This window comes from Novosphingobium hassiacum (assembly GCF_014196055.1).
GTDB classification, from domain to species: Bacteria; Pseudomonadota; Alphaproteobacteria; order Sphingomonadales; family Sphingomonadaceae; genus Novosphingobium; species Novosphingobium hassiacum.
Map to the genome: position 1 here is coordinate 52010 of NZ_JACICY010000002.1, position 22113 is coordinate 74122.

The window sequence follows — 22113 nt, forward strand, 5'->3', positions numbered from 1 at the left end:
GCTTCGAACAGACAAAGAGGACCAGGCCACGTGCGATATGCTTACGGTGTGACTTCCGCGCTGCTGCTGGCTGGCAGCGCCTTGACCTTGCTGACAGGCTTTCCGGCGGGTGCACAAGTCGCTCAGAACGACCAGTCGGAGATGCGGACCGTCGTTCCGCGTGCCGGAGCGCCTTCGAGCTTTGCCGACCTGACCCAGCAGTTGCAGCCAGCGGTGGTCAATATCTCCACCCGCCAGCGCGTGAAGGTGCAGAACACCAACCCCTTCGCCGGAACGCCGTTTGGCGACCTGTTCGGCGGCGGACAGGGTGGAGCGCCAGGCGGCGGAGGCCAGACGCGCGAGGCGCAGTCGCTTGGTTCGGGCTTCATCATCTCGGCCGATGGCTATGTAGTGACCAACAACCACGTGATCACCGCCGACGGTCAGGGCCAGGTCGAATCGATCACCGTGACCACGCCCGATGGCACAGAATATCCGGCCAAGCTGGTCGGCAAGGACGCCGCTTCGGATCTGGCCGTGCTCAAGATCAGCGCGCCGAAGGCCTTTCCGTTCGTGAAGTTCGGCGATTCGCGCAAGGCGCGGGTCGGTGACTGGGTGATCGCCATCGGCAACCCGTTCGGACTTGGCGGCACGGTGACGCAGGGGATTGTCTCGGCGGTCTATCGCAACACCGGTTCGGGTTCGGCCTATGACCGGTATCTTCAAACCGATGCTTCGATCAACCGGGGCAATTCGGGTGGTCCGATGTTCGACATGGCCGGCAACGTGATCGGCATCAACAACGCGATCTTCTCGCCCACCGGCGGGTCGGTAGGCATCGGCTTTGCAATCCCTGCAGAAATCGCCGCGCCGATCGTGGACAAGCTCCGCGCCGGACAGGCGATCGATCGCGGCTATCTGGGCGTTCGCATCCAGACGCTGTCGGAAGATCTTGCCGCATCGTTGGGCCTGCCCAAGAACCGGGGTGAGTTCATCCAGGCGGTTGAGCCAGGACAGGCTGCGGCCAAGGCGGGCATCCAGGGCGGTGACGTCGTCGTCAAGGTCGATGGCAAGGACGTCAGCCCCGACCAGACGCTATCGTTCATCGTGGCCAACACCACACCGGGCAAGAGCATCCCGGTTGAGCTGATCCGCAATGGCAAGCGCCTGACGGTGACAGCCGTGGTGGGCAAGCGTCCGAGCGAGGAAGAACTGGCCAACCAGAGCTTCGACCCCGACGCGCAGCAGGACGACGACAGCTTTGCGGGCAATGGCACGCAGCAGCAGCCGGCGGGACCGAGCGTTCTGCAAAGCTCGCTCGGCCTTGCGACCATCCCGCTGACGCCGCAGATCGCGCGCCAGCTGGGTGCGGGTGAGGATGCCAAGGGCGTGGTGATCACTGCGGTTGACGGATCGTCCGACGCCGCGGCCAAGGGGTTGCAGCGTGGCGACATCGTGTTGTCGGCGAACTACGTCAGCATTACGACGATTGCCGATCTCGAGCGCATCGTGCGAACCGCGAAGGCGGAGAAGCGCGAGGCGGTGCTGCTGCGCATCCAGCGTCGTGGCCAACCGGCGATCTACACGCCAATTCGCCTCCGCTAACCGTAGGCGCCATTCACAATGAAAAAGGGCCGCCCCGGAAGGAGCGGCCCTTTTCTTTGCGACCCTAAAATCGGGTTCAGTAGGTCGAAGGCGGATCGCTGGCCGGGAAGCTTTCGTCCGAGGCCTGATCGACGTTGTCCCAGCCCTTGGGGTCGGAGCGCATTCCCTCGGACCCGGCCGAGCGGACCTTGGCGAAGTTTTCACCCGATCCTTCACCGTTTGCGAATGCGGCGGGGGATTGTTCAGCGTTCTGATTCTGCACCGATCGGTAAATGGCGTAACCGGCCGCGCCTACAGCGGCCCATTTCAGCAAGCCCATAGCGTGTCTCCTGCGGGAGAGGCAAAAGCCTCCCATCGGACAGGCAACGGTCGAAACCGCAAAAGGTTCAGGGCCGAAGCACAGCTGCGCCCGGGCGTGCGATCAGGGCGTTGGCGCGGGGATGCGCACGGGGGGCGCAGTCGGCTTCGGCGCGGGGCGACCGGTGGCACGGTTGAGGAAGTCGTCAGGCGCAGCCTGCTGCACTTCGGGCGGCACGCCCTGCGGCGGTGCGTCCGGATCGAACACTTCGGGATTTTCAGCCGGACGTGTGCGCCGCGAGGGATCGACGAGGTTGCCCTGCTCATCGACGTAGAAGTAATCGTCGGGGCTGCCGAGCATCGCTTCGTTGTCGGGTTCGAGCTGCCACTGCGGGAGCTTGAGTTCGGTGTCGAACTTTTCGACAGGGCGCTTGGCGGTGGCGACCTTCATGTAAGCGGCAAAGGCGCGGGCCGGCGCGGTGCCGCCCTGAAGGCCCGGGACCGCCTTGGCATCGTCGCGGCCCATCCACACGCCGGTCGTGATCCCGCTGGAGAAGCCGAGGAACCAACCGTCCTTGTTCGACGAAGTAGTGCCAGTCTTGCCCGCGACGGGTCGGCCGATCTGCGCGGCGCGACCTGTGCCGATGTTGACTGCGGTCTGCATCAGGTCGGTCATCGCGGCGGCGACATAGGGCGGCACGAGCTGCTGCTGCGCCTCGCCGCGATAGCGGTAGAGCACTTCGCCGTCGGTCGTGGTGACCTTGCGGATGCCGTAGGGCGTGACGGACATGCCCTTGGCCTGGACGGCGGCAAAGGCCCGGACCATGTCGATCACGCGGACGTCGGACGAGCCGAGGACCATCGAGGGGAGCGTGTTGATCGGCGTGGTAATGCCGAAACGGCGGGCCATGTTGGCGACGGTGCCAAAGCCGACTTCATTGCCGAGCTGGGCGGCGACCGTGTTCTTGGAATAGGCAAAGGCGGTGCGCAGGTCGATCTCGCCGGCGTAGCGCGCGCCGTCGTTGCGCGGGGTCCAGCCATCGATGGTGACGGGTTCATCGACCACGCGGTCGTCGGGGGTGTATCCGCCTTCGAGCGCGGAAAGATAAACGAACAGCTTCCACGCCGAGCCGGGCTGGCGCACCGCGTTGACCGCGCGGTTGTAGTTCGAGGTGACGTAGTCGGTGCCGCCGACCATCGCGAGGACCGCACCGTCGCGATCCAACGACACCATCGCGCCTTGTGCGCCCTTGGGGGCAAAGCCTGCGATTGCGCTGGTGGCGGCGCGCTGCATGACCGGGTCGAGCGTGGTCCAGACCTCGATCGGCTGGTCGTTCTCGGGCAGGAACAGGTCGAGCTGGGGCAGCGCCCAATCGGTGAAGTAGCGCGCAGAGTTCTGGCTGGCGCGGTCCTCGACCATCTTGACCTTCTTGAGATCGACCGCCGCAGCCTCATCCGCCGTCAGGTAGCCGTTCTCCTGCATGGTGGTCAGCACCACGCCTGCGCGACCAACCGCCGCATCGGCATCGGCGGTGGGCGAATAGCGCGATGGGGCCTTGACGAGGCCTGCAATGATCGCGGCTTCGGGCAGGTTTATATCCTCGCCCGAATGGCCGAAGAACTTGCGCGCGGCCGAATCGATTCCGTAGGCGCCGCCGCCGAAGTAGACCTTGTTGAGGTAGAGTTCGAGGACCTGATCCTTCGAGAACTTCTGTTCGAGCGCCAGAGCGAGCACCCACTCGCGTGCCTTGCGACCGAAGGTCTTGGTGTTGTTGAGGAAGATGTTGCGCGCAAGCTGCTGGGTGATGGTCGAGCCACCCTGCCGCCAGCTGCCGCTTTCGACACGAACCATGACCGAGCGGACGATGCCGATCGGATCGACGCCCCAATGGCTGCGGAAGCGGCGATCCTCGACCGAAACCATCGCATCCTTCATCGGCTGCGGGATGCGTTCGTAGGGGATCCACTTGCCGTAGCTGGGGCCGAGCGTCACGATTTCCGAGCCATCGGACGCGCGCACGACGATCATCTGGCCGGTCTGGCTGGACTTCAGTTCCTGATACCCGGGCAGCGAGCGCATGGTCACGGCCACGGCCACGCCCAACGCGATCATGCCGAGCAGCGCGAAGCCTGCGCCCCAGATCAAGACCCGCCCGGTCCAGCGCCGGAAGGCCGATTGGCGGGGAGGTTGCGGCGAAGACCTGCCGCCCTCGGGGCGGCGGGGTATGTCCCGTCTGGCCATCAGTCTTGTAACGCTTCCCTAAGTCTGGCGCAGTCCGGTTCAGCGCTCTGGTGGCGCGTTACATAGGGCAATCGCAACGCAGGGTTAACCGCTAATCGTCGTAACCGGCTTACAGGCCGACGGACAGCAAGCGGTCAGTCCTCCTTGGGGGTGAAATCGAGCGAGGCGCTGTTCATGCAGTAGCGCAGCCCGGTCGGGTTGGGACCATCGGGAAAGACATGGCCCAAGTGGCCTTCGCAGCGGGCGCAGCGGACTTCGGTGCGGACCATACCGTGCGTGTCGTCCCGCACTTCCTCGACCGCATCGCCTTCGACCGGGGCGTAAAAGCTCGGCCAGCCCGAACCGCTTTCGTATTTGGTGTCCGATGTGAATAGCGGCGCGCCACAACCAGCGCAGTGATATTCGCCTTCCGCCTTGTTCTTCTCGTAAGCGCCAGTAAACGCGCGTTCGGTCCCGCCCTGACGCAGCACCTGGTACTGTTCGGGCGAGAGGCGCTCGCGCCATTCGGCATCGCTGAGGTTGAGCTTGTCGGACATGGGGATCTCCTTTGCCCGCTTATATGGGGGCGCAGGTTCACAGGCTCAATAGTGCGTTTTCTCAGAGGGCTTGGCGAGGTCGTAGCAATGCGCGACGTCGTACTTGTCGATGCCGCCCTTATCGTCGTCGGCTTCGGCAGCCATGGCGTCGCGCGCCTGAATGACGGTCCGGTCCGCCTCGTCACCGGTCTTCCCCTTGGCGATCAGGGCTTCGCGTTCGCGTGCGGTGAGGACCGATGCCAGCGTGCGCACGTCCTGCGCCGCGGGCGTCATGCCTTCGCGCGCATGCAGTTCGTCGGCGGCAAGCGTGAGGATCGCCGCGCACTGGTTGAGGTCGGGCACGGTCAAGGGCGGGACCGACGCATCGAGACGGTCAAGACAGGGTTTCGCCAGCGAGGCCAATGCGGCCTCGGGATCCTTGGCAGATTGCAGTGAGGTAACTTCGGCAGCGAGCGCGGTGCGGACGTCTTGCCGGGCAAGACCCGCTTCGGCCATCACACGGGTGCCGGTGTCGGCAAAGAAGCGCTTGCCGCGCGCTGCGAGTGGCGGCCAGCCGGCCAGAGCATCGCCGCCTGCCTGCTGCGTCGCGACAATCGCGAAAGCGGCGGCGCAGCGCAAGTCGACCCGCCCGGCGGCCGTCAGTCGTGACAGATCCGCGGGCGGCTGCGGCGTGGCAGCGTGAACGGCTGGAGTGGCCAGAGCCAGGACGAGAAGCGAAACGGGGAAGCGCATGGCCCTGCAATAGAGACAAAAAAAGGCCGCGAACAGCGTCTGCGTTCGCGGCCCCTTCAGGTTGGCGCTTCGGGGCCGGTGGTGGGACCCGAAACGCGCTGGAGAACTTTCAGTCAGCAGCCGCTTCGTTGCAGCGAGCGAGATCCTGTTCGGCAAGATCGCCTGCAGGCGTGGCAAAGCGCGTAACCGGTCCGACCTTCTGAACGAGACGAGCGCAGACGATGACAGGGCGCGAGGTATCGCGCGGCGCGCTGCACTGCGCGGCCTCGCACTTCCACAGTACACCCTTTTGAATGACCTTTTGCGAGCCATCCATGGGACGGGTCAGGGTGGCGGAATAGAATGGGCCATTGGCGGCACGCGCGGGCATCGCGGTCGCCGTAAAGGTGGCGGCGGTGCCAACCAGAGCGAGGATGGCGGGAAAGAGTTGGCGAGCGGCGCTGGACCGGTTGGTAGCAATCATGATTATTCCCCTGACGTTACCCCCTTTGCGGGGCGTTTTCGTGTTCGAGCGGAAATTGCGGGGCGTTTGGAGAGGATGCGATTTCCGTTGCGAATCACTACCTATCGTATTAGGTTGCAGGTTGCAACTAGAAACTTAATTTTGCTTCTCGGATGGGATATGACAGCACCAACATGGCAAAACTTTGCGAACCCTTGAACGAGATCGCCCTGTGCGGTCTGCCCCTCGCGCTCGAGGCAATGGGAGAGCGATGGTCATTCATGATCCTGCGCGCGGCATTCAACGGGGTTCGCCATTTCGAAGACTTCCTTGAAGCGCTCGGCATCGCGCGCAACATCCTGTCCAACCGGCTGTCGCGGCTGGTCGAGGTCGGCATTCTCAAGCGCGAGCATTGCGCAGACGACCGCCGCCGGATCGAATACCGCCTCACGCCCAAAGGACTCGATCTGCTGCCCGCGATGCTGGCATTGCGCCAGTGGGGCGAAAAATGGCAGCTGGGCGTGCCATCGAATCCGATCCTGTGCGATGCCCGCGATGGCCTTCCGATCGCGCCGATCGGCATCCGCGCCCAGGACGGACGCTATCTTGCGCCCGATGCGCTGATCTGGCGCGAGCGTGTGGAGCTTGAGGCTGAAGAGAACGCCGGGAAACTTCGCGAGGTTCGCTAAAAGCAAGGCGTTTCGCGCAGAGTAAGCAGAGAGCGCGGAGGGGATGTGCAAGGCCGTCAGGCCATGTGGTCCCGTCAGCAACAGGCGCAAAAAAAGGGGTCGCCGGTTTCGCTGGCGACCCCTCGAGGTTGGCCGGACGGGGGACTGGTTCCATCCGTCAGGCAAGTGGCAGGCGACTTACTTGGCGGCAAACGCGGTTGGGCGGATGTCGGCCTTGGCGCGGCGGGCGTCAGCATAGGACTTGGCAAAGCACTGGCGCGCCAGCTCCAATTCGGCCGAGGACGCGTCCTTACGGGTCATCCCGCAGACGTCCTTGGCAGCACCCTTGAGCCGCGCATCGAGTTGAGCCTTGCCGCTGGCAGTCGAAAGGTCGAGGTCGGCGTAGCCGACGCTGCGGGTCTCTGCGAAAGCAGGCTGGCTGGCCGAAAGAGCGAGGCCGACGAGGCTGGCGGCGATGACAGAAGTGCGGATCATGAGCGTATTCCTTGCAATATTGCCGGAATTCGATCCGGCCGGGGGGCTGACTGCGGTGACCTTCGAGCCGCTGGGCCGGGGGTGGGTCTGGTGGGCTGGTTGGCCACCGCATGCATTTTCCCTAGGGTAGCCCGATGGTTAAAGCGCGCGGGGCTCGACCAGCTTTCCGTAGCGTCCGACGAGCGCCAAGCGTCGCCGACGAACCGCATTCGCAGGTCTACGAACTGCAAGTGTGACAATTCGTCAGCGAAGCCATATCGTGTTGCGAGATGGCGATTCTGATCACGTTCCTGCTGGGTGTCGGCAATTTCACCTTGCACCGCGCTGTCCGCGAAAGCGGTCACCCGCTGCTCGACCGCATGCCGTGGTTCGTCAATGCGCGTGGCGGACGCCTGACGTTGGGCATCGAGTTCCTGCTTTTGCTGGCCGCGCTGCTGTTTGCCGCAGAAAACAATGTCGGCGGGCCAATCGCTTACGTGATCTACTCGGTGCTCAACAGCTTCTCGGCGTGGCTGATCCTTACCAACAAGGTCTGAAGGGCAGTCTTCGGGCCGGAACAACTGGCACGTCTGCCGGTTTCTCGGAACAATGGAACTTTCCCCTCTCTGGCTGGTCACCAACACGGCAAGCGGTAGCAATACCGAAGCCGCGGTGGACGAACTTGCCGCTTCGCTGCGTGCCGCCGGTTGCGGCGCGGACCGCACCATCTGTTTCCCCGACGAGGATCTGCCTAGCCCGGCGGAGCTCGACGCGGCGGGCGTGAAGACGCTGGCAGTGTTCACCGGTGACGGCACGATCAATGCCGCCGCGACGCGGCTGGAAGGCTGGGGTGGCGCAATCCTCGTGCTGCCGGGGGGCACGCAGAACCTGCTTGCCAAGGCGCTGCATGGTGACGTGCCTGCCGAAGCGATCACGGGGAGTCTGGCGTCTGGGAGCTTCCGCCGCATCCGCCGGCATGCCGTCCGTACGTCGCAAGGCACCGGGCTGATAGAAGTGCTGGCAGGCCCCGGGGCGATGTGGGCCGACGTTCGTGAGGGTCTGCGCGATTTCGACATCGGCGCGATTGCCGAGACATTTGGCAATGCCCTGCGCGAAACGCGTGAGGGGCCGGGCGTGCGCCTGGTCGATCCCGCTGCAGGCAAGCCCGACGGCTATCGCGCGATCCGCCTGGCGCCCGATGGCGACAGGATGGAAGCTGACGGCTACGATTCCGAAGACTTTTCGGACATGGCGGCGCAAGGCTTCGCCATTCTCGTGAAACGCGATTTCCGCCAGGGACCGCATGACGAACTCGGCCATTTCGATAAAGTTACCGTCAGCAGCAGCGGTCCGATCGCGTTGATGATCGATGGCGAGCGGCGTGAAGGCGGCGAGGACGAGCAGCTTGTCTGCGACGAATTTGCCGTGGACTTCATCGCGACCGCGCCCGGCAGGGATTGACCGCCCTCGCCCGAGCGGCGATCAACAGCCCTCAGATGAACCGCACCATGACCCGCCTGTTCCACATCAGCGACATTCACTTCGGACTGGAGGATCGGCGCGCGCTCGACTGGGTGGCGCAATGCATCGCGCGCGAAAAACCCGATGCGGTTTCGATCACCGGCGACCTGACGATGCGAGCGCGCCATCGCGAATTTACCGCTGCCTGCCAGTGGATCATGGCGCTGGACGTGCCGGTGACGGTCGAGGTGGGCAATCATGACCTGCCGTACTTCAACCTGATCGAGCGCTTCATCGATCCCTATCGCCGGTTCCGCGCGATCGAGAAGCTGCTGGAACGCGAACTTACCCTGCCCGGCATTGCGATCGTCCCACTCAAGACCACGGCGCGTGCGCAATGGCGGATGAACTGGTCTAAGGGCGTCGTCGGGGCTGTATCGCTGCGGCAGACGCTGGCGGCGATCGACGCACTCCCCGCAGGCGTTCGCGCGGTGGTTGCCTGTCATCATCCGCTGGTCGAGGCAGGTACGCGCGGCAAGGCGCTGACCCGGGGCGGTGAGCGTGCGCTGGCCGAGCTTGCCGCGCGCAACGTGCAGGCGGTCCTTTCTGGCCATGTGCATGACCCGTTCGATCTCATCCATCCCACGCCCAACGGTCCGGTGCGGATGATCGGCGCTGGCACGCTGTCACAGCGGGTGCGTTCGACGCCGCCGAGCTTCAACGAACTGACGCTGGTCGATGGCGAGATCAACGTGCGCGTGCGCAATCTGGAGAGCGTGTCGACGCGCGACATGCAGATCGACGATGTCCCCGAGAATGCGCTGCCCCCACGCACCGAGGGCGAGCCTGTCGCACCGGTGGCGGCTGTCCCGGCGATCGACCCGCCGGTGCACTGATTTATCAGACGGGCATGTTGTCTATCAGCCGCGCGTTGCCGATGCGCGCGGCAACGAGCAAGCGTGCGGGTTGGCCGGAGAAGGTGGTGATCGTTTCGAGCGTGTCAGCTTCGCGCACGTCGGCGTAATCGACTGACACGAATCCTGCAGCGAGGATCTGTGCGTTGAGGCGCGCGAGCGTGTCGCCGATGTCGGCGCCCGCGTTGATCGCGGCGATGGCGTGGAGCATGGCTGCGGACAGGCCAGCCGCGCTGTCGCGTTCGGCATCGGTCAGGTACTGGTTGCGGCTGCTCATGGCGAGGCCGCTGGGTTCGCGAACGGTGGGAATGCCGATGATCGCGTTGGCGTGAGGCTGGGTGAGGTCGAGGTCGCGCGCCATGCGGCGGATGATCGCGAGCTGCTGCCAGTCCTTCTCGCCGAACAGCGCGATGTCGGGGCGGACCTGGTTGAACAGCTTGCACACGACCGTGGCAACGCCGTCGAAGTGGCCGGGGCGAGCGGCACCGCAGGCAACCTCGCTGACGCCGCTGACCGAGATGTTGGTGGCGTAGCCTTGCGGGTACATCTGATCGACGGTGGGCGCCCAGAGCAGGGCCACGCCTTCGGCTTCGAGCAGCGCGGCATCGGTGGCGAGGCGGCGGGGATAGGCGTCGAGATCCTCGTTGGGGCCGAACTGGCGCGGGTTGACGAAAATCGAGGCGATGACGTGGTCGGCGCGGGCGCGCGCCTCGCGGACCAGCGCCAAGTGGCCCTCGTGGAGCGCGCCCATGGTTGGCACCAGGGCAACTGTTTTTCCCCCGATTTTAAGCGCATCGACCGCTTTGCGCAGGTCATCGAGTCGATTGATGGTTTGCACGTTGGCGGCCACTCCACTAAGTCCGAAGGCAACGGCGATACGGGGCGCGAGGCCCTGTCGCAAGCCCGACCGGACAGCCACAGCAGAGAGTATCGCCCTTGTCGAACGGCCCACATCGCATCGTCTTCGCCAACGAAAAGGGCGGCACCGGCAAGTCGACGACAGCGGTGCACGTCGCTGTGGCACTGGCCTATCAGGGTGCGCGGGTGGCCGCGATCGACCTCGATTCCCGCCAGCGCACGATGCACCGCTATCTGGAAAACCGCGCGGAAACGATGCGGCGACGCAGCATTGCGCTGCCGACCGCGACGTTCGAGGTGTTTGGCGGCGATGACGCGGGCGAGCTCGACGCGCTGACCGAGAAGTTGGGACAGGAGCATGATTTTCTGGTGTTCGACACGCCGGGGCGCGACGATCCGCTTGCGCGGCATGTCGCGACGCGCGCCGATACGCTGGTGACGCCGCTCAACGACAGCTTCGTCGATTTCGACCTGATCGGTCAGGTGGACGCCGAGACGTTCAAGGTGCGCCGCCTGTCATTCTATGCCGAGCTGATCTGGGAAGCGCGCAAGAAGCGGGCGATGGCGACGATCAAGGATGCGCGCCGCGAGATGGACTGGGTCGTGGTGCGCAACCGCACCGGCTATACCGAGGCGCGCAACCAGAAGCGTATCGACCAGGCCCTGACCGAGCTGTCCAAACGCGTCGGCTTCCGCGTGGCCAGCGGGCTGTCGGAGCGTGTGATCTATCGCGAACTGTTTCCGAGCGGGCTGACGCTGCTCGACAAAGGGCAACTGGGTGAACTGGGCACGAGCCATCTGGTCGCGCGGCAGGAGTTGCGCACGCTGGTGTCGGGGCTGAACCTGCCGGTCCCGGCCAAGCCCGCGCCCGCAGCGCTCGAGAGCGCTGCCTGATGATCAAGCTCCTCGCGCTTGTGGCCCTCGTCAGCATCGCGTGCAAGATGCTGGCGGGTCGCTGGCCGTGGGAATTGCTGGCGGCCGATCCGCGCCGGGCGAGCGAGACGAAGGCGCGCAACCTGTTGGGTGTGTCGGTTTCGGCGGGCCATGACGAGGTGATCGAGGCGCATCGCAAACTGATCGGGCAAGTCCATCCCGACCGGGGTGGATCGAACGAGGCGGTGCACGAGGCGAACGCGGCGCGCGACCTGTTGCTCGCGCGGCTGGGCGGCCGTCTCGACCGGTAACCTGGGGACAGAGGGGAGACGGGACATGCGCCACAGCTTCCATCCCTCGATCCTGCGCGAATACGACATCCGCGGGGTGTTCGGCGAGACGCTGGGACCCGATGACGCGCGCGCGATCGGGCGCAGCTTCGGGACACGGGTGACGCGGGCTGGCGGCAGGCGCGTTGTGGTAGGCTACGACGGGCGGCTTAGTTCCCCCCTGCTGGAGCATGCTCTGGTCGAAGGACTGAACGCCAGCGGCATCGATGTGGTGCGCATCGGGCTGAGCGCGACGCCGATGCTGTATTACGCGGCGGCTTCAATTCCAGATGTTCAGGGCGGCATTCAGGTAACCGGCAGCCACAATCCCGCCAATCACAACGGCTTCAAGGCGGTACTTGAAGGGGCTGCTTTCTACGGGGCCGACATAGTCGATCTCGGGCGGATCGCCGATGAAGGCGACTGGCTGTCCGGTACCGGCCAGACCACGACTATCGATATCATGGACGCTTACGTCGACCGGCTGATCGAGGGGCTGGAGGGCGTCGACCAGACCCTGCTGGAGGGCCTGAGCATCGCCTGGGACGCCGGCAACGGCGCGGCCGGCCCCGTTATCGAGGCGTTGACCGCCCGACTTCCGGGGCGCCATGTCCTTCTGTTTACGAGCGTGGACGGCCATTTTCCCAACCATCATCCTGATCCGACTGTGGAAGCAAATCTCGCTGATCTCGGGCTTGCTGTCGCGCGGGGAAGGCTCGACTTCGGACTTGCCTTCGACGGCGATGGCGACCGAATCGGAGCTATCGACGGAGTGGGCCGGACGATCTGGGGTGACCAGCTGCTGGCGATCTTCGCGGAGGACGTGCTCAAGACATCGCCAGAAGCGACGATTATTGCGGATGTGAAGGCCAGCGGGGCGCTGTTCGAGCGGATCGCGGAACTTGGCGGGCGGCCGCAGATGTGGAAGACCGGCCACTCGCTGATCAAGTCCAGAATGAAGGAAATTGGTGCCGTTCTGGGCGGCGAGATGAGCGGCCACGTGTTCTTTGCCGACAGATACTACGGTTTCGACGATGCGCTCTACGCCGCGGTCCGTTTGATGGCGGCGACCGTGAGGCTCGGCAAATCCGTAACTGCGATGCGCGAGGCCATGCCGGTGATGTTCAACACCCCCGAACTGCGCTTCGCAATCGACGACGCGCGCAAATTCGAAATAGTCGATGAAGTGCGCGACCGACTTCACGCTGCGGGCGCGCAGATGAACGAGATCGACGGGGTTCGCGTAGATGCGCCAGACGGATGGTGGTTGCTGCGGGCGTCGAACACGCAGGACGTACTGGTGCTGCGTGCGGAAAGCCGGACAGCAGAAGGTCTAGCGCGGTTGCTGTCCGAGGCTGACGGACAGCTTGCCGAGTCTGGCATAAATCGTGGGTCCATCTTGGGCCATTGATCGGGGGGCATCCGGGCGGACGCCCCCCGCTTAACCATTCCTCAGCAATCGGGCACTCAGGCGTCAGGCGTCACGGACTTATCGCCGCCGCCCCAGCCGAGCGTGCCGCCCTGTCCTTCGAGCGAGCTTCCCGGCTTGACGCGCAAGTTGTTCTGCACGTGCTTCACGCCCGAGATTGCATCGACACAGTCTTCGGCGCGGCGCTTGGCCGAGCGATCCTCTACCGTGCCGGCAAGGGTCACTTCGCCTTCGGTGACGGTCACCGAAATCTGTCGCGCATCAAGGCGCGGATCTTCAGTCAGGCGATCGTTGGCGTCTTCGCGGATGCGTTCGTCCGAGCGGGTGTAGTCGCTCGGGCCGCGACCGCGATGGTCCTCTTCCCGGCGGCGCTCGGCGTCCTTGTCACCGAACCAGCTGCGAACCTCATCGACCGCACGATCAGCAAAGCCACGCCCATCGTCGCGCCCATAGCTTCCGGCCCCGGTATAGGCACCGTACGAGGAAACCGTTCCTGCGGCGCCCCCACTGGCCCCAGTGCCCGACCAGGCGCGGGCTCCGCCGCCATAGTCTTCGGACGTGAACAAGTCTGCGCCGGTCGGGCCATAGCCACGATCAAGGTTGCGCGACCGGGCTGAACCCTGATTCCCGTAGTAGCCTTGGCTGCCGTAAGCCTGACCGCCATAGTTCTGACCACCATAGCCCGGGCCGCTCGGGCTCTGACCGGTGTAGTGGCGGTCGCCGACTTCCCAATCATGCGTCCGGCGATCGCCGCTCTGGCTCTGTCCGCGCGATGGCCAGGAATCGTCGCGTGGGCGGGCTGACCCGACCGATCCGGTCCGGTCCCAGTTATCGCGGGCGAATTCACCGGGATAATCGTGGCCCGAGCCGCGCTCGGAGGAATCCCGGCTGAGACGTTCGTCATCGCGGTTGCGGTCTCGCGACGTCCAATCGGAGCGGTCGTTCATTGCATCTCTCCTTGCTGGATAACTGTTTGGCAAATGGTACTATTGGCAGAACGGTCCGCGCGCTGCTTCACCCCCAGCGCTGGTCGCAAGGAGCAGGCGATTCATCGCGAGTGCTCAGCCGCATGGCATCGCTTTGCGCTTGCCAAGGCCGTTTGCCCTGTCGCATCACCGCTTGCGAAGAACAGGACGCCATAATGCTCATTGGGATCGATCTGGGGACCACCAACTCGGCGGTGGCCCTGTGGAAGGATGGAAAGGCGACGCTGGTGCCCAATGCCCTGGGTGCGTTGCTGACGCCTTCGGCAGTATCGGTCCGGGCAGACGGTACGACGCTGGTGGGCGCGGCCGCGCTCGATCGGATGGCGGCGAAAGATGGCGCGACCGCGACCAGCTTCAAGCGGTTCATGGGCACCGACCGCAAAGTGCGCATGGGCCGAAAGGACTTGTCGGCCGAGGAGTTGTCGGCACTGGTGCTGATGGCACTGCGCGATGACGTGGCCGCCTTTACCGGCGAGCGCCCGACCGAGGCGGTGATCACCGTGCCTGCCTATTTCAACGATCGGCAGCGCAAGGCAACGCGGCGGGCAGGCGAACTGGCAGGCCTGACCGTGCGCCGCCTGATCAACGAGCCCACGGCCGCGGCTCTGGCATTCGGATTGCAGGACAAGGCCGAACGCGAACCGTTTCTGGTGTTCGATCTGGGCGGCGGGACGTTCGACGTCTCGATCGTCGAGATGTTCGAGGGGATTGTCGAAGTGCGGGCCTCGGCGGGAGACAATCGGCTGGGTGGCGACGATTTCAACGCGGCGCTGACGACCGCTCTGCGCGGGCGGCTCGATCCCGAATCGCGGCTTGCGAATATCGACGGGGCGCTGGCGCAAGCGCTGCTGCTGCAGGCGGCCGAGCGCACCAAGCGCGTCCTGAGCGAAGCACCGGAGGCCGAGTTCGGAGTAACCGTTGATGGCGAAAGGCTGACGACGCGCGTGACGGCGGGTGAATTCGAGGCGCAGACCGAGGGGTTGATCCGCCGCTTGCGCGATCCGGTGGTGCGCGCCTTGCGCGACAGCCAGATCGACGCCGCATCGCTGAGCGAAGTCGTGCTGGTCGGCGGTGCAACGCGGATGCCGGTGGTGCGCAAGGCGATCACGCGACTGTTCGGACGCTTTCCCAATTCCTCGGTCCATCCCGATCATGCGGTGGCGCTGGGCGCGGCGATCCAGAGCGGTCTGATCGCGCGCGACGGCGGGCTGGAGGAAATCCGCATCACCGACGTCTGCCCGTTCACGCTCGGCATCGAGACCGCCGAACGCACGGCACGCGGCATGCTCCAGCAAGGGCTTTTCTCGCCGATCATCGATCGCAATACGCCAGTGCCGGTCAGCCGGATGGGCATCTACAGCACGATGAGCAACAACCAGAAGCACATCGAGGTCGGCATCTTCCAAGGCGAGGCGCGCGAGGTTTCGGGCAACGTCCGGCTGGGCACGCTCAAGGTGCCGGTGCCGCCACGTCCCGAAGGCGAAGTGGCGATCGAGGTGCGCTTTTCCTATGACAGTTCTGGGTTGCTCGAGGTCGATGTCGAGGTTCCGGCTACTGGAGCCAAGCATAACCTGATGATCATTGACGAGGAGGATCGCAAGTCGCCCGCCGATCTGGAGGAGCGGCGCAAGGCGCTGTCCGCGCTGAAGCGCCACCCACGCGAGGATGCGGTCAACGAAGCGCTGCTGGCTCGAGCGGAGCGCTGCTTTGAGGAATTTCTGGGTGATGCGCGCGCGATCATCGGTGACCGCACGCTGGCATTCACGGCGGCGCTCGACAGCCAGGATCCGCGCCGGATCACCGATGCGGCGCAAGACCTGACGGCGCTGCTCGACACGCTCGAAGCCAATTCGCCGCTATGAGCGGGCCGCGATGACCCCGACACAGGCCTGGAGAGTACTTGGCATTGCCAAGACCGGCGACGTCGGCGCAATCCGCCGCGCCTATGCCGAAAGGCTCAAGGCGATGGACATCGATCGCGATGTCGACGGCTATGCGCGACTGCGCGAGGCGCGCGATGCGGCGCTGCGCTGGGCGCGGATGAAGGTGGCGGTTGATGAGGGGGGCCTCGAGCCGCTGGACGGGGTCGATGCTGTGGTCGAAACGCCGGAGGTTCCGGCTCCCGCCGAAAGCTCAAGCTGGCTTTATGCTGCCCCTGCGGCGACGGGGGAGAGCGATCCGACGCTGACCACCCGGCTGGGTGACAGAACCGCGGGCGCGCTCGATGTGACGCGGGGCGTTGGCGCGGCGCAGGCTCCGGCGGTGCAGGCAATCGAAGTGCAGCGCGATCCGTTTGCGCGTCCGGTGCTGCTGGGACTCGAGCAGGACCCCGATGCGGTGATGCCGGCCTGGGCGCACGAGCAGGCGTTGCATCGGCTGTTGCTGCCCGATCACGACGCCGACGAATACCCGCCGCTGGAGGGCTGGGAGGAAGCAATGGCGCGCGGCCATCTGAAGGCGATCCTGCACAATGCGCAGACGGTCAGCGTGTCCGCGTTCGATGAAGTTGACAACTGGCTGGCAGGGATGCTGATGCGGGCATGGCCTCGCTCGTCACCGTTGCTCGAGCCTGCCGCCGCCGTGTTCGGCTGGGAGAGCGAACGGGGCCGGGTCAACGAGCGGCCAGCTATCGCGTTTCTCAACATGCGGTTGCGGGGCTTGCGGTTCCTCGAAAAGGTCGCCGAGCCGGCACACCCGCTGCACAAGGCGTGGGTCGAGCTGACCACGCCCGCGCAGCAGGGCAGCCGTCGCGGCTGGTTCGTCAAGCGTCGCGATGTCGAGCAGCTGCTCGAAGGCGTACGCAAGAACTTTCCCGAGCTGGAGCATCATTTCGATCACTGGCGCGTGGCGCTGTGGGAGCGCGGGGGCACGTCGAGCGATAACTATGGCTGGCTGAGCGGCGGGCGACTGGCGCTCATTGCCATAATCCTGCTGGTGCAGATCGTGCGCTTTGCCCTGTCAGACGGCGAGCCCAAAAGGCAGCCGCTCATCGATCGACCACCTGTCACGACGCAGCAGCAGGACGCCGATCGGGCGGTGATCGAGCGCGCAGTCGGGTCGATCTTCGGTTCCGGCGTCACCTTCGCCCAGATCCAATCGCGCCAGCCCGATCTGGCAGCGCTGTTCTCGGCGAATCGCACGATCGCGCGATCGCAGCAGGACACTGACGGCGCTTACATCGCCAAAGTCCGCGATCTGGTGCGCGAACGCATGTATATGACCGCGCTGGTGATCAAGGGACCGTTGCTGGAGGACGTCCAGCGCATCCGCGTCGACATCCTGCGCGCCGCACGCAAGGCGGGCGCAGCGCAATGCATGACATTTGTGCGCACGCGCCGTCTGGGAGCCGAAGTGGCCTTGGCCCCATCGCTCCTGTCGCGCGAGAGCCTGCTCGCCAGACGCATGCTGGAGGCGCGCCAACTCGGGCCGCCGGCGCGGCTGCCGGCGAACCGCACGAGCGTTTCGGGTGCGGTGATCGGCAGGGTAATGGACAGGACCGGCATCGGCGAGGCGCGGGTGCGGCAGGCGCTGAACAATGCGGGCTCGGACGCCGATCAGTGCGCGGTGACCATCGCAATGCTCGACGTGGCGCTGACGCAGCCGGAGGCGCAGCGGCAGGCGCTCCTTTCGGTCCTGTGAGACAATCCCTATCTCGAGTGCGATGACGCTTCCCGCTTGCATAATCAACTGGTTCGACGTGCGCGGCTGGCGCGTGCGGCGGCATCAGCTGGAGATGCTCGAGGCGGCGGGTGCGGGTGAGCATGCCTTGCTCGTGGCCGACACCGGGGCGGGCAAGACGCTGGCCGGGTTCCTGCCGACGCTGGCGGAGTTCGCGGGCGACAATCCGCCGGGGGATGGACTTCACACGCTATACGTTTCACCGCTGAAGGCGCTGGCGCATGATGTGCAGCGCAATCTGCTGACGCCGATCAACGAGATCGGGTTGAAGGTGCGGGTCGAGACGCGCAGCGGGGATACGCCGTCGGACCGCAAGGCGCGGCAGCGCGCCAAGCCGCCGCATGTGCTGCTGACCACGCCCGAATCGCTGTCCTTGCTGCTGAGTTACCCCGAGGCGGCGACGATGTTTGCCGGGCTGAAGCGCGTGATCATCGACGAGGTCCATGCCTTTGCGACGGGCAAGCGCGGCGATCTATTGGCTCTGTCCTTGGCCCGCATGCAGGCGCTTTCGCCGGGGCTGCGGCGGATTGCGCTGTCGGCGACGGTAGCTGACCCTGATGAATTCCGCGCGTGGCTGGCGCCGGACGGTGCTGCAGACGCGGTGCGACTGGTCGTGGGAGAGCCGGGAGCGGAGCCCGAGGTGACCATCCTCAACCCGGAGGACCAGCGCGTGCCGTGGGGCGGCCATGCCGCCGCATGGGCTGTGCCGCAATTGTACGATGAGATCCGCCGCAACAAGACGACGCTGGTGTTCACCAACACGCGGTTCCTGGCCGAATACATCTTCCAGCTGATGTGGGACATCAATGAGGACAAGCTGCCGATCGGCATCCATCACGGCTCGCTGTCGAAGGAAGCACGGCGAAAGGTCGAAGGGGCGATGGCGCGGGGCGAATTGCGCGCGCTGATCTGCACCGCGAGCCTCGATTTGGGGGTGGACTGGGGCGATATCGATCTGGTCGTGCAGATGGGCGCGCCCAAGGGATCGTCACGCCTGCTGCAGCGCATCGGACGCGCGAATCACCGTTTGGACTGCGCGAGCCGCGCGCTGCTGGTGCCGGGCAACCGCTTCGAGTTTCTTGAGGCGTTTGCAGCACAGGAGGCCGTCGAGCAGGGGCAGCGCGATGGCGAGGACTTCCGGCCGGGCGGGCTCGACGTGCTGGCGCAGCATGTGATGGCCTGCGCCTGCGCGGGGCCGTTCGAAGAGACAGCGCTGCTGGCCGAGGTGCGCTCTGCGCAGCCCTATCGGTGGATCGACGAAGTCCAGTGGAAGCGCGTGCTCGAATTCGTGGCGACCGGGGGCTATTCGCTGCGGGCCTATGATCGGTTCAAACGGATCGTGCGCGACCGCCAGGGGACGTGGCGACTGGCGCATCCCGAGCAGGCGGCGCGGCACCGGCTCAACGCAGGGATCATCATCGACGCCGAGATGCTCGAGGTGCGATTCCGCAATGGGCGTTCGTTGGGCAAGGTCGAGGAAAGCTTCGGCGCGACGCTGTCACCCGGTGACACCATTCGCTTTGCGGGCATGGACCTCGAAGTGGAGGGCGTGCGCGACATGGAGCTGGTGGTGCGCGCGGCCAAGACGCCGGGGCAGATCCCGAGCTATGGCGGTGCGCGGATGCCGCTGACGACGCATCTGGCTGAGCGGGTGCGCGGATTGCTGGTCGATCGCGCGGGTTGGGCGCGCTTCCCCGACGACGTGCGCGAATGGCTGGAGGTGCAGGACTGGCGCAGCCGCTTGCCCGGTCCGGGCGATCTGCTGGCCGAGAGCTTCCCGCATGCCGGGCGGCATTACACGGTCTACTACACCTTTGAGGGTTGGAACGCGAACCAGTCGCTGGGGATGCTGATTACGCGGCGGATGAACGAGCGCGGGATGCAACCGCTCGGCTTCGTGGCGAATGACTATTCACTGGCGGTTTGGGGGATGAAGCCGGTGGACGACCCTGCGCCGCTGCTCTCGCCCGACATCCTGGCGCATGAATTCGTCGATTGGGTTCTCGAATCGCACCTGCTGCGGCGGGCATTTCGCGAGGTCGCGGTGATTTCGGGGCTGGTCGAGCGGCAACATCCGGGCAAGCGCAAGACCGGCAAGCAGGTGACGTTTTCGACCGACCTGATCTACGATGTGCTGCGCAAGTACGAGCCCGATCACCTTCTGATCGAGGCGGCGTGGGCCGACGCGCGCGCGCGGATGACCGATGTCGGGCGGTTGGGCGATCTGCTCGACCGGTCTGCGAGCCAACTGGTGCACGTGAAGCTGGACCGGGTGACGCCGCTGGCGGTGCCGGTTCTGGTGATGATCGGGCGCGAGCGTCTGCCCGATGGCGCGGTTGATGACGAGTTGCTGCTGGAGGCGGAGAGTTTATCGGCTGCGGCGATGCGCGTGGGGTGAGGAACTTTGTTTCGCGCAGAGGCGCAGAGGAGGCAGAGGGCGCGGAGGGGCTGCGAAACGCCGCAAGGCCATCGAAGCATTACCGCCCACGCCAAACGCAACGTGGATCGGGAGCGCGGCATCGCCGCGAGTGCACCATCTCAGCGGCCTTCGTTTTCTCTGCTCCTCTGCGCGAACCCTGCCTTCCTCGCACGAAAAAGGGAGCGGACTGCTCCGCTCCCTAATCCGCTTTCGCTAATTCTGAAGGGCCTTACTGGGCCTTCTGGAACGTCGCGAAGTTTTCGTTGCCGACGAAGCCGAACTTGGTGACCTTTGAATCCGAGATGATCTTCATCATCTGGTTCGCGATCTCGTAGCTGGCGTATTCCTCGGGCTGGAACTGGAGTTCCGGCTCGGGATTGATCGCCTTGGTCCCGTTGATCAGCGTGACCAGCTGGCCCGTGTTGATCGGCGTGCCATTCCAGAGGATCTGGTTGGTAGCCGTCAGGATCAGCTTGTTCTTGATCGGATCGATGACGGCCGACGGCGGCGTTGCCTGTGGCTGCGGCAAGTCGATGCTGACCGCGTGCGTCGCCACAGGGATGGTGATGATGAACATGATGAGGAGCACGAGCATGACGTCGATCAACGGCGTCGTGTTCATTTCCATCATCGGCTGGCCATCATCTGAACCGGCGCTCATTGCCATTGGTGGTACTCCTGTTCTCTCTTGGACCCGGAAGCAGCTGACCGGGCGGACGAACCGCCCGGGCAAGCCTTAACCGTTGGGGTCAACCGGGGTCGAGATGAAGCCGACCTTGGGATAACCCGCCGACTGGACGTTATAGATGGCACCCGCGATGCACTTCCATGGGACATTGACGTCGCCGCGGATCTGCACTTCGGGGATCTTTTCCGGATCCATGTTGGCGGCACCACCTTCACGCTTCACGATCGCATCGAGGCGATTGAAAGCCTGCTGGTAGAGTTCCGTGTTGTCGACCGGGGTCTGATTGTTGAAATAGACGCGGCACTGGCCGGTGCGCGATGAGCCCTCATATCCAGGCTCCCTCGGGCTGCGGCCTGCAGCGTCTGTCGCGACCACCGAAAGCATCAGGTTTTCGACCTTGTCCTGCGATTCCTCGCTGGGAAGGACGGGCACCTTGAGCTTCTCGACAGTCTGGATCGCGACTGGCACCGCGATGAGGAAGATGATCAGCAGCACCAGCATCACGTCCACGAGCGGCGTGGTATTGATGTCGGACATCGGGCGTTCTTGACCGCCGCCGCCTACAGACATTGCCATGGGTTACATCCTATCCGTTATCAACCGCGGGAGGGCCGGAGTTGCCGGAGACAGTGCTCCGACCAAGACCCGCGTTTCCGGAAAGGGGTCGACGGCGAACCGCCGACCCGGTTTTCTTACTTCTTGACCGGAGCGGCCGGGGTGGCGGGAGCAGCGGCAATCGCCGGCTTGACCGCACCCTTCGAGTTGATGTTCGCCAGAAGATCGGTCGAGAAGCCCGAGAGCAGTTCGGCGATCTTCTTGTTGCGAGCCTGCAGCCAGTTGTAGGCAAGCACGGCCGGAACGGCGACGAGCAGACCGAGCGCGGTCATGATCAGTGCTTCACCGACCGGGCCTGCGACCTTGTCGATCGAAGCCGAACCGGCAAGACCGATGTTGATCAGAGCGCGGTAGATGCCGACCACGGTACCGAACAGACCGATGAACGGCGAGGTTGCACCAACGGTTGCCAGGAACGGCAGGCCACCGGCCAGACGCGAGTTGATCGACGCTTCCGAGCGAGCGAGCGAGCCGTGCAGCCAGTCGTGCGCTTCCATGGCGTCGGTCATCTTCGAGTGCTGATCTTCAGCGGCAACGCCGTCGTCGACGAGCTGGCGCCAGGCCGAGTTCTTGTCGAGCTTGGCTGCGCCTTCGCGGATCGTACCGGCGCGCCAGAACTGGCCGCGAACAGCCTTGTACTGACCCAGGATCTTGTTCTGTTCGAAGAACTTGGTGAACAGGATGAAGAACGAACCGAACGACATGATGCCAAGGATGATGACCGTGGCATAGGCGATGAAACCGCCCTGCTGAAGGGCTTCGGCGAAACCGAACTTGTTCTGCGGCGCGGCGTTGGCGGCCCCGGCGGCAAGGTTGTAGATGAACATGCGAGTCTTCCTCTTCAATTCAAATCAAAGTGCGTGAAAGCCGTGGGGCCACGAGCTTTCG

22 protein-coding genes are annotated in these 22113 nt (G+C 64.9%); 11 read left to right on the forward strand and 11 right to left on the reverse strand.

Features of this window, described 5'->3' with window-relative positions:
* Positions 1 to 30 precede the first annotated feature (30 nt).
* Positions 31 to 1584 carry a Do family serine endopeptidase gene (locus tag GGQ88_RS04930; protein ID WP_183612028.1) on the forward strand — a complete coding sequence of 518 codons (1554 nt, stop codon included), beginning with the start codon at positions 31 to 33 and terminating at the stop codon, positions 1582 to 1584.
* A 76-nt stretch (positions 1585 to 1660) separates the two neighbouring features.
* Here GGQ88_RS04930 and GGQ88_RS04935 read toward each other — a convergent pair whose 3' ends face one another.
* From GGQ88_RS04935 to GGQ88_RS04955, 5 genes are all read right to left on the reverse strand, one after another.
* Positions 1661 to 1903, reverse strand: coding sequence for a hypothetical protein (locus GGQ88_RS04935; protein WP_183612029.1), 243 nt, complete (start codon positions 1901 to 1903; stop codon positions 1661 to 1663).
* 102 nt (positions 1904 to 2005) lie between these two features.
* Positions 2006 to 4123, reverse strand: coding sequence for a transglycosylase domain-containing protein (locus tag GGQ88_RS04940; protein WP_183612030.1), 2118 nt, complete (start codon positions 4121 to 4123; stop codon positions 2006 to 2008).
* 134 nt (positions 4124 to 4257) lie between these two features.
* Complete coding sequence (gene msrB / locus GGQ88_RS04945) at positions 4258 to 4659, reverse strand: peptide-methionine (R)-S-oxide reductase MsrB (protein ID WP_183612031.1); 402 nt, start codon at positions 4657 to 4659, stop codon at positions 4258 to 4260.
* A gap of 45 nt (positions 4660 to 4704) precedes the next feature.
* Positions 4705 to 5391 (reverse strand): hypothetical protein, encoded by a 687-nt coding sequence (locus GGQ88_RS04950; RefSeq protein ID WP_183612032.1) that lies wholly within the window; start codon positions 5389 to 5391, stop codon positions 4705 to 4707.
* Between the two features lie 109 nt (positions 5392 to 5500).
* Positions 5501 to 5854, reverse strand: a complete 354-nt coding sequence (locus GGQ88_RS04955) for a DUF8200 family protein (protein ID WP_183612033.1) — start codon at positions 5852 to 5854, stop codon at positions 5501 to 5503.
* Between the two features lie 173 nt (positions 5855 to 6027).
* On the opposite strand from GGQ88_RS04955, the gene GGQ88_RS04960 reads away from it, so the two are divergent.
* The gene (locus tag GGQ88_RS04960) at positions 6028 to 6522 is read left to right on the forward strand and encodes a winged helix-turn-helix transcriptional regulator (RefSeq protein ID WP_183612034.1); all 495 of its coding nucleotides are present in this window, start codon (positions 6028 to 6030) and stop codon (positions 6520 to 6522) included.
* A gap of 177 nt (positions 6523 to 6699) precedes the next feature.
* Here GGQ88_RS04960 and GGQ88_RS04965 read toward each other — a convergent pair whose 3' ends face one another.
* Positions 6700 to 6996 carry a UrcA family protein gene (locus GGQ88_RS04965; RefSeq protein ID WP_183612035.1) on the reverse strand — a complete coding sequence of 99 codons (297 nt, stop codon included), beginning with the start codon at positions 6994 to 6996 and terminating at the stop codon, positions 6700 to 6702.
* Positions 6997 to 7265: 269 nt separating this feature from the next.
* Between GGQ88_RS04965 and GGQ88_RS04970 the strand changes: the two genes are divergently transcribed.
* Genes GGQ88_RS04970 through GGQ88_RS04980 form a run of 3 tightly spaced genes read left to right on the forward strand, consistent with a single transcriptional unit; the run spans position 7266 to position 9332 of the window.
* Positions 7266 to 7532 (forward strand): hypothetical protein, encoded by a 267-nt coding sequence (locus GGQ88_RS04970; RefSeq protein ID WP_183612036.1) that lies wholly within the window; start codon positions 7266 to 7268, stop codon positions 7530 to 7532.
* Between the two features lie 52 nt (positions 7533 to 7584).
* Positions 7585 to 8436: a diacylglycerol kinase family protein gene (locus GGQ88_RS04975; RefSeq protein WP_183612037.1), complete on the forward strand. Its 852-nt coding sequence runs from the start codon at positions 7585 to 7587 to the stop codon at positions 8434 to 8436.
* 47 nt (positions 8437 to 8483) lie between these two features.
* Positions 8484 to 9332, forward strand: a complete 849-nt coding sequence (locus tag GGQ88_RS04980) for a metallophosphoesterase family protein (RefSeq protein ID WP_183612446.1) — start codon at positions 8484 to 8486, stop codon at positions 9330 to 9332.
* Positions 9333 to 9336: 4 nt separating this feature from the next.
* Here GGQ88_RS04980 and panC read toward each other — a convergent pair whose 3' ends face one another.
* Complete coding sequence (gene panC, locus GGQ88_RS04985; RefSeq protein ID WP_183612038.1) at positions 9337 to 10188, reverse strand: pantoate--beta-alanine ligase; 852 nt, start codon at positions 10186 to 10188, stop codon at positions 9337 to 9339.
* 98 nt (positions 10189 to 10286) lie between these two features.
* On the opposite strand from panC, the gene GGQ88_RS04990 reads away from it, so the two are divergent.
* The 3 genes from GGQ88_RS04990 to pgmG are packed head-to-tail and all read left to right on the forward strand — an operon-like array spanning position 10287 to position 12821.
* Positions 10287 to 11102, forward strand: a complete 816-nt coding sequence (locus GGQ88_RS04990; protein WP_183612039.1) for a division plane positioning ATPase MipZ — start codon at positions 10287 to 10289, stop codon at positions 11100 to 11102.
* On the forward strand, positions 11102 to 11392 hold the full coding sequence (locus tag GGQ88_RS04995) for a J domain-containing protein (protein ID WP_183612040.1): 291 nt from the start codon (positions 11102 to 11104) through the stop codon (positions 11390 to 11392). The genes GGQ88_RS04990 and GGQ88_RS04995 overlap by 1 nt, the downstream gene beginning before the upstream one ends.
* Positions 11393 to 11417: 25 nt before the next feature.
* Entirely contained in the window at positions 11418 to 12821 is a 1404-nt protein-coding gene (gene pgmG, locus GGQ88_RS05000) for a phosphoglucomutase/phosphomannomutase PgmG (protein WP_183612041.1), read from the forward strand.
* A 56-nt stretch (positions 12822 to 12877) separates the two neighbouring features.
* Here the strand turns inward: pgmG and GGQ88_RS05005 are convergent, their stop codons facing one another.
* On the reverse strand, positions 12878 to 13786 hold the full coding sequence (locus GGQ88_RS05005; protein WP_183612042.1) for a BON domain-containing protein: 909 nt from the start codon (positions 13784 to 13786) through the stop codon (positions 12878 to 12880).
* Positions 13787 to 13980: 194 nt separating this feature from the next.
* On the opposite strand from GGQ88_RS05005, the gene GGQ88_RS05010 reads away from it, so the two are divergent.
* Genes GGQ88_RS05010 through GGQ88_RS05020 form a run of 3 tightly spaced genes read left to right on the forward strand, consistent with a single transcriptional unit; the run spans position 13981 to position 19901 of the window.
* Entirely contained in the window at positions 13981 to 15687 is a 1707-nt protein-coding gene (locus tag GGQ88_RS05010) for an Hsp70 family protein (protein WP_183612043.1), read from the forward strand.
* Positions 15688 to 15697: 10 nt separating this feature from the next.
* Positions 15698 to 17464 carry a hypothetical protein gene (locus GGQ88_RS05015; RefSeq protein ID WP_183612044.1) on the forward strand — a complete coding sequence of 589 codons (1767 nt, stop codon included), beginning with the start codon at positions 15698 to 15700 and terminating at the stop codon, positions 17462 to 17464.
* Between the two features lie 22 nt (positions 17465 to 17486).
* Complete coding sequence (locus tag GGQ88_RS05020; RefSeq protein WP_183612045.1) at positions 17487 to 19901, forward strand: ligase-associated DNA damage response DEXH box helicase; 2415 nt, start codon at positions 17487 to 17489, stop codon at positions 19899 to 19901.
* Positions 19902 to 20151: 250 nt separating this feature from the next.
* Here the strand turns inward: GGQ88_RS05020 and GGQ88_RS05025 are convergent, their stop codons facing one another.
* The 3 genes from GGQ88_RS05025 to GGQ88_RS05035 form a co-directional block, all read right to left on the reverse strand.
* Positions 20152 to 20589, reverse strand: coding sequence for an ExbD/TolR family protein (locus GGQ88_RS05025; protein WP_183612046.1), 438 nt, complete (start codon positions 20587 to 20589; stop codon positions 20152 to 20154).
* A gap of 69 nt (positions 20590 to 20658) precedes the next feature.
* Entirely contained in the window at positions 20659 to 21186 is a 528-nt protein-coding gene (locus GGQ88_RS05030; RefSeq protein WP_183612047.1) for an ExbD/TolR family protein, read from the reverse strand.
* A gap of 116 nt (positions 21187 to 21302) precedes the next feature.
* Entirely contained in the window at positions 21303 to 22052 is a 750-nt protein-coding gene (locus GGQ88_RS05035; protein ID WP_183612048.1) for a MotA/TolQ/ExbB proton channel family protein, read from the reverse strand.
* Positions 22053 to 22113 lie beyond the last annotated feature (61 nt).